This is a genomic window from Neobacillus drentensis, assembly GCF_036965245.1.
Classification (GTDB): domain Bacteria; phylum Bacillota; class Bacilli; order Bacillales; family Cytobacillaceae; genus Neobacillus; species Neobacillus drentensis_G.
The window spans coordinates 208-4,936 of the sequence record NZ_JBALPG010000207.1; the positions used below are offsets into that span (position 1 = coordinate 208).

General features: G+C 33.3%; 4 protein-coding genes. All 4 read left to right on the forward strand.

Annotation, left to right across the window (positions count from 1 at the left end; all coding sequences use genetic code 11):
* A partial coding sequence (locus tag V7150_RS25400) for a hypothetical protein (RefSeq protein WP_335523836.1) occupies positions 1–365 on the forward strand: 365 nt, incomplete at its 5' end.
* 301 nt (positions 366–666) lie between these two features.
* Positions 667–1,230, forward strand: a complete 564-nt coding sequence (locus tag V7150_RS25405; RefSeq protein WP_335523839.1) for a sigma-70 family RNA polymerase sigma factor — start codon at positions 667–669, stop codon at positions 1,228–1,230.
* Positions 1,223–2,161: a hypothetical protein gene (locus V7150_RS25410; protein WP_335523840.1), complete on the forward strand. Its 939-nt coding sequence runs from the start codon at positions 1,223–1,225 to the stop codon at positions 2,159–2,161. The genes V7150_RS25405 and V7150_RS25410 overlap by 8 nt, the downstream gene beginning before the upstream one ends.
* A 305-nt stretch (positions 2,162–2,466) precedes the next feature.
* Entirely contained in the window at positions 2,467–4,611 is a 2,145-nt protein-coding gene (locus V7150_RS25415; protein ID WP_335523843.1) for a glycoside hydrolase domain-containing protein, read from the forward strand.
* Positions 4,612–4,729 lie beyond the last annotated feature (118 nt).

The window sequence follows — 4,729 nt, forward strand, 5'->3', positions numbered from 1 at the left end:
GGAGGAATGAAAAAATGGCTTGTTTTACTACTTCATCTTATTATATTACTGGTTGTACAGACGCAAATACTTACACTAAAACTGCAACTTCAGTTGACTTTCAAATGAAAGGTGCTTCAACTGGTGGAGTTGAATTGGATTATAAAGTATGTTTACAGAAGTATGATTCTTATAATGGTTGGACCAACTGGGAATGTAAATATGGATCTTTTCTTCACACAACTGATATTATCGTTTTCAGCCTTACAAATCGCAGACCACCCCAAGGATCATATCGAATTAAAGTTGACTTTAATGAAGGTGCACCAGCAGGAAGTGCAATTGGACATTTTACTTTGGTAACTTCCACGTTTATTATTCAATAAAGTCGTTTTTTATACTGTTGATATATAGAAAAGGAGAATAGATTCCTTTCCTGATTGCTTTGACAGTAGTAATTTTCAAAGTACGGTTCGACTTTAAGGCTATCAGGAGCATCTTTTGTTATAACACTTACAACTCGGCTGATTGAACAATTTTTACAAATATAATTTTCTCAACATCCTTTAAAGGCTGGCCAATAGGTCAGCTTGTTTTTTTATAGGTATTAATAATTTTTTAATATAATTGAAACATATGCACCTAATCATAAGTAAACGTCGTCTAAAGTATAAAGGGGGAGGAAGGATGGATTTATTATCGAAAGAAAATAGTACAGAAGTAATTGATCCAAATTGGGATAATAGAGAAAAACTAAACTGGTTAATGGATCGCTATGGTGATATGATCATTCGATTAGCCTATACATATGTACGTTCCGATCAAGCTGCGGAAGACATTGCCCAAGACGTATTTTTAAAATGCTATGAAAAACTAAAAGATTTTAGAGGGGATTCATCCTATAAAACTTGGCTATATAAGATTACGGTAAATAAATGTAAGGATTATAAGAAAACTTGGTCTTTTAGGAATATTATTGTCACTGATGTAATTAGTACTTTCCAAAAATCCTCTAATGGTTCTTTTGAACAGGAGGTATTCATGAAAGAAGCAAAACAGGAGATATCTATTAAAGTCTTATCTTTGCCCGTAAAATATCGTGAAATCATTATCCTTTATTATTATGAACACTTGTCTTTAGCGGAAATTTCCAAGCTGCTCAATATTAATATGAATACAATAAAATCAAGATTAAGTAGAGGGAAAAAAATGTTAGAAAAACCGCTGAAAGGATTGAAAATTCATGAATAAGGAACTTGAAAATTTGGATGAAACATTAAATCAGACGGTATTAAAAAAAATTAAATTTGAACAAAAAAACAAGGACTTTGTATTCAGAATGATTGAATCAAAAGAGAATAAAAAAGAAAGTTTTTTTAAAAGAATCCTGATTCAATCACTAAGTATAGCAGTACCCTTATGCTTATTATTTATTCTACTAAGTTCTTTTAAAAGTGATTTAGATGCGAATAGAGCATCTGAACTAAATAAGGAAAAAACAGAAGGTAGCTCATCTATATACAAACCGGTGCGAAATGATGAAGTGTTTGGTGATATGACTAAAGAAGACGTATTGAAAAAGATGCTTACTTCAAAAGAAAACTTTAAATCTGCAAAAGGAAGATTTGAACAATATAATCGTTCTCTTGGTCAATGGGAGGTTGAATACCAAATTATTAATAATGGGGAGAATTCAAAAGGTTACAGCAGAATATACAAACCAATTGAGGTCCCTTTTGAATCTACTTATTTTAATAAAGATACTCTATGGAGTGTAAATGAGAAGGAAAGAACATATGATAGTATATTAAACATTGGAAATTCTACTTTAGAAGAATTGGTAGGCTTAGCAAAGGATTCACTGTTCCCTAGTGAAATGGTAAATCTTTTCATGGGAGACTCCTCTAATTGGGATATTGAAAAACAGAACGCTGAAATTAATGGTCATAACACAATTCTTATTAAAGGAAAGTTAAACGGAAATTCCAGTACGGTATTGGAATCCAGCTGGTATCGTTTATGGATAGACAAAGATACGGGCATACTGGTTCAGTACGAAACCTATAGAGATGATAACGCAATAATCAATTATCTTTATACAAAAGAGTTACGCATTAATGATCCAATTAGAGAAGATTCACTAAAACCATCTTTAAAAGGACTTCAAAATAAACAATCATAGTAGAATTAATAATAGATTAAGTATAGAAGAGTATTGGTGTTAAAAAAATGAATAATTAAGTTTAGCCTATTAATACTTAATAAATTGTTATACCATATATTCTTTATCCTAAATTCATTTACTTAATAAAGATAAAGATTAAGTAAAAATACAACCTTGTCAGAAAAAAATCGCGGTCAAGAAGATATCTATTTACTTTCGAAGTTGCCGGGTCATTATTTTTCAAAAAACGGTTGTGTTTTTTCAACTGAAATTTTCTTTATTGAAAGTATCACAAAAAATATTTTTTTTGGAGGGAATTTAGGATGGATTTAATGGTATTACAGGCTCAGGAATGGCTAAACGGGACTTACGGCGGCAGAGTAGGCTACAATGCAATTCAAACCAATGGAAAAACAGGTTGGGCTACTATGTATGCCTTAACAAGGGCACTTCAAATTGAGCTAGGAATTGCAATTCCAGCCGATAACTTTGGATCAGGGACACTTTCAGCACTGCAATCAAAGTATGGAAATATTACAGAAGGGTTTTCAGCTAATCCTAATATTGTAAAAATTATTCAAAGCGGATTGTTTTGTAAAGGATATAACCCTACCGCAATCAACGGAACATTTGGACCAAGTACTTTTGCAGCAGTTAAAGCGATGCATTCTGATATCGTTGGAGTGGGATATGGCGATGGAGTTGTAACACCTAAACTTTTCAAAGCTCTATTAACGATGGATGCATACATTGTGGTGAATAATGGCTCCTATGAAATACGACAAGTTCAACAATGGTTAAATAGGAAATATAATAATAGACTGAACTTTTTCTATTCACCTTGTGATGGTCATTTTTCTAGAAATATTCAAAAAAATCTAGTGTACGCTATACAGTATGAAATAGAAATGACTGATTCTGTTGCAAATGGAAACTTTGGCCCAGGAACGCAACAAGGAATAAAGGATAAGGCTGTACTTACAGTAGGAAGTGTGGATTCTACAAAGAACTTCGTTAAATTATTTCAAGCTGCAATGATATTCAATGGATATTCAGTTGCTTTTGATGGTGTGTTTTCTAGTGCATTGAGTGATGAAGTTAAAGAGTTCCAAGAATTTGTGGCGCTACCCTTAACGGGGAAGGGGGATTTCCCAACTTGGGCATCATTATTAGTAAGTACGGGAGATCCGACTAGGAAAGGGACTGCTTGTGACTGCTCAACAACTGTAACACCGGAAAGAGCACAATCTTTGTATAATGCTGGGTATAGAGTTGTAGGAAGATATCTCACTAACGCAGGCAATAGTACTTTCAATAAAAAAATTCAGCCTGGCGAGTTAGATGTCATTAAGTATGCCGGATTAAATGTATTCCCGATTTATCAAACTTACGGTTCCTTCGCAACATACTTTAATAAATATTCTGCAAGGGTAGACCTTGAAAGAGCAGTTACTGCTGCTGAAAAATTAGGATTTCGACGTGGAAATGTCATCTATTTTGCCGTTGATTTCGATGCTATGGATACTGATATCGTAGACTTTATTCTCCCATATTTTGAATCTTTGGCAATGGGAATGGTAGAATATCATGATTCAAAGTATAAAATAGGTGTTTATGGAGCAAGGAATGTTTGTATTCGAGTTAGTGAAAAAGGGTATTCACAAAGTAGCTTTGTAAGTGGTATGTCTACTGGATTTAGTGGCAATCTAGGGTTCCCTCTTCCACAAGACTGGGCATTTGATCAAATTTCCACAATTAATATTGGTGAAGGTTCCGGTTTTATACAAATTGACAATAATATTAATTCGGGTAGAAATACAGGTTCCAATGTGTTCGATTCTTTAGTTCAGACTTTATCCGCAGCACGAATTGAGGAAATAAGTAAAGATATTATAGAGAAAGTAAAAACTAATGCAGGGAGATCGGCATATAACGCATACGCAAAGTTAAATTGCGTTGATAAACTCCTAATTCAACAAATGATACTAGAAATTTATGAAGAAAATAGAGGAGAAATGCCTGATAAAACAACACATTATAATAGGAATTTACCAAATACAGTTCCAGACTCTATAGGCAATACTAACCTTCCACCTACCCCTCTTGATGCAATACGAAGTAACTGGATTGAATTGGGAGACACACCTGAGGAAGTAACCAAAAAAGCAAGGTATCATCAGAATAATTTAAAAGGTAATGGACCTAATTTAAAGTTTATAGAACCTGACTTAGAGGAAGGTAAGACAGAGATAAACCCAGACGGAACCTCCTATAGAGAGGTAGTATACTATGCAAATGGCACTATTAATTCAACACCTGAAGATATGGGAACATATAATATTGGTAAAGCTAGAAAAGGAATAAATAATTTAAGTCATAATATGGAAGATGTATTTCCTTACATTCTATTAGGTAACGCTACTAATGATTCTACGACTCTGTTCGACCGCTTAGCATTACTAGATTAAGCTAATAAAGAATAGAATTCGCTTTAAAGCGGGTTCTATTCTTTATTCGAAAAAATTCCCATATGGTGTATCGTTAATGAAGTGATGGAAATAGGTTAAGTAAAATAAATAGAAACGT